The 2,350-nt window shown below is 48.6% G+C and carries 4 protein-coding genes; 1 reads left to right on the forward strand and 3 read right to left on the reverse strand.

Annotation, left to right across the window (positions count from 1 at the left end; all coding sequences use genetic code 11):
• Nucleotides 1-48 precede the first annotated feature (48 nt).
• The 3 genes from ygiD to ACQY6Q_RS00545 all read right to left on the reverse strand — a co-directional run bounded on the left by ygiD (nt 49) and on the right by ACQY6Q_RS00545 (nt 2,052).
• Nucleotides 49-870, reverse strand: a complete 822-nt coding sequence (gene ygiD / locus ACQY6Q_RS00535; RefSeq protein WP_427976603.1) for a 4,5-DOPA dioxygenase extradiol — start codon at nt 868-870, stop codon at nt 49-51.
• 74 nt (nt 871-944) lie between these two features.
• Nucleotides 945-1,367 carry a DoxX family protein gene (locus ACQY6Q_RS00540; protein ID WP_427976605.1) on the reverse strand — a complete coding sequence of 141 codons (423 nt, stop codon included), beginning with the start codon at nt 1,365-1,367 and terminating at the stop codon, nt 945-947.
• A 28-nt stretch (nt 1,368-1,395) separates the two neighbouring features.
• A complete protein-coding gene (locus tag ACQY6Q_RS00545; RefSeq protein WP_427976609.1) occupies nt 1,396-2,052 on the reverse strand; it encodes an NADPH-dependent F420 reductase in 657 nt (218 codons plus the stop codon).
• A gap of 115 nt (nt 2,053-2,167) precedes the next feature.
• On the opposite strand from ACQY6Q_RS00545, the gene ACQY6Q_RS00550 reads away from it, so the two are divergent.
• Nucleotides 2,168-2,350: helix-turn-helix domain-containing protein (locus tag ACQY6Q_RS00550; protein ID WP_427976607.1), on the forward strand; the 183-nt coding region annotated here is incomplete at its 3' end.

The following is a 2,350-nucleotide window of genomic DNA, read 5'->3' on the forward strand; positions in this document are numbered from 1 at the left end:
TTCTACCCATTGACCGTCGACTAACATAAAAACTCTCCTAAAAATGGCTTAAGCATGAAACATGAACGAGCGCATCGATACCGCCCCTAAATCGATGCCTTCGCTGGTATAAACAAGTTGATCCTTAGCGCTTGCGGCACCGGCAATGGTTAAAGCGGGTGCGTAATGTTCTAAGCTTGGGTTGGCCATTCGTAATAGGCTGCCCAAGGCTTTGGTATTGGCTAAACCAGCAAAGTCACGCTGATTAAGCTTGTCGGCAAATACGCTATCAAACTCCAGCGCCCAATCGTGCGCCTTACCGTTAAATTGCAAGGCACCTAGGTTGTGCACCACATTGCCCGAACCAATAATTAATACGCCCCGCTCGCGTAGCTTGGCCAAAGCCTTACCTATGCCCAACTGCCAGTTCAGATCTTTGGTGATATCAATAGATAACTGAAACACCGGCACATCAGCCGCTGGGTAGAGATGATGCAATAAGCTCCACGCGCCATGGTCTAAACCCCAGCTATCATCGGTTTGCACTTTATAGTCGGCCAACATGCTAGCCACTTGCTTGGCTAGCTCAGGCGCGCCCTTCGCTGGGTAGTGCAGTTGATAAAGCTCGTCAGGAAAGCCGTAAAAATCATGAATGGTGCGCGGCGCGGCAGACACATCTACCAAGGTGCTGCCTTGTGTCATCCAATGCGCCGATATCATCACAATCGCCTGTGGACGAGGCAATGACCGTCCCAATTCAACCCAACTGCGGCTGTAGGCGGTATCTTCAATAGCGTTCATTGGCGAACCATGGCCCAAAAATACCAAGGGCATTTTGGGAGAAGCCTTAAAACGCTCGGCCAAACTTGTTAATGAAGAAGCAATACTCATATCGGTCCTGTTATCTGTACGATTATCGATCAAGCAAATTATCTACTGGAGGACCAGCGGCCCCCCCAGCCAACTTAGGCGTATTGACCTAGTAATTTATTCGCCACTGGGATTTTTAGCGCCAAGGCACCGTTGCCCAATAAACCAATAGCGGCTTGTGCTACTGCCCAAAATAGCGGGAATTCCCAACCACCACCGGCATTGGTGAATCCCCAACCATTACCAGAATGAGCCCAAACCACACCGAGTAACAAGGCAACTAGCGGCACCGATACCCAGCGAGTAGCTACGCCCAATATCAAGGCCAAACCACCGAATAGCTCTGCCACAATAGTGAAGTAAGCTATAAATCCTGGCAGGCCTAAGCTTTCAAAATAGCCAACGGTGCCGGGAATAGTAAATACAAACACCTTAGTTAGGCCGTGGGCGACAAATAAGCCACCGGAAATTAACCGTAGTAGTAGCGCTGCATAGGCTGCGGTTTTTTGCTCAATCATGACAAAGTCCTCTGTTCAATCTTAATAATTAGCGCGACAACCAAGCTGGCGCGATTTGTGTTCCATGGCCCAAGATGTAGCCAAAATGAATGTTTAAGTAAGCTAAAGGCTCGATGTAGCGAGCATTACTTAAGGCACCGGCATCTACTGCGTCAAAACCAGCATCGTTCGCTACACTAAGCAGCGTTTGTTTAGCAGCGGCGTCGTCGGCAGCGATAAAGGTAGGCACTTTACGTCCGCCAAAGTCCAAACCCTCTTGGTAAACTTGAGCAAATACCGTGTTAAAGGCTTTAACTACTTTAGCCGCTGGCAAGAGTTGCTGAATTTCTTCGGCAGCCGAGGTAGTAAAACCAAGGGTGATACCTGAGAAATCGTCTTTTAGTGGGTTAGTCACATCCACCACAATTTTGCCGGCAAAGTCATAGGCTTTGGCCAAGTCTGCTACAGCGCCATAAGGCACGGCTAAAATCACAATTTGTGCATTAGCCACTGCGCTAGCCACATCGGCTTGTTGAACGCGAATGCCTTCTGCGGCGAGCGACTCAACCAAGGCTTTTGCGCTTTGCTGTTCTTTTGCGCTAACCACTACACCGTGCTTAGTCGCCGCCAAAGTACGTGCTAAACCAGAACCAATATTGCCAGAACCAATAATTGCTATATTCATCATCTCTCTCCTAAATGCGATGCCCGTTGCTGGGCTGCCTGTTCGCTATGAGAAAAGTATCGTCTGGAGAGCTTTTCAACACAATGGTGATTATATAGAATAACAATTACCAAAATATTCTTAATGGAAAGGTGTTATGGATTTAGTTGATGGTTTAAAAGCCTTTGTGGCCACAGCGCAATCGGGATCGTTTACCGAAGCGGCAGAGCGCTTAGGCGTATCCAATCGCATTACTTCTAAATATGTGGCACAACTAGAAGAACGCGTCGGCGCCCGTTTATTGCAACGCACCACTCGCAAGGTAGGCCTCACCCCCACT

The sequence above is a fragment of the Agarivorans sp. genome, assembly GCF_050295395.1.
GTDB lineage: Bacteria > Pseudomonadota > Gammaproteobacteria > Enterobacterales > Celerinatantimonadaceae > Agarivorans.